Raw genomic sequence first — 223 nt, 5'->3', positions numbered from 1 at the left:
GATTACTGGCCGCCACTCCTCCTCGCCTTCAAGGCGAACCGATAGATCGGCAGTCCAGACTCCTTCGGCGAAGACGCGACGATCAATCCGTAGCCTTAAGTCCGTTCGGTCAGCGCGGGTTTGGGTGACCGTGATACTGTCACGATCAGGATACTGGACAGGGCGGCGGCCGACGGCCGCCTCGATCACGAGCTGGTCACCATTGATGGTATGGACGAGATCA

Annotated in this window: 1 protein-coding gene; it reads right to left on the bottom strand. The window is 59.6% G+C overall.

Annotation, left to right across the window (positions count from 1 at the left end; genetic code table 11):
* The coding region (locus E4K09_RS29795) for a hypothetical protein (protein WP_204985729.1) at positions 1-223 on the bottom strand (223 nt) is incomplete at both ends.

The organism is Microvirga pakistanensis (assembly GCF_004458765.1).
In the GTDB taxonomy this organism is placed as follows: domain Bacteria; phylum Pseudomonadota; class Alphaproteobacteria; order Rhizobiales; family Beijerinckiaceae; genus Microvirga; species Microvirga pakistanensis.
This window is presented reverse-complemented; position numbering and strand designations above follow the sequence as displayed.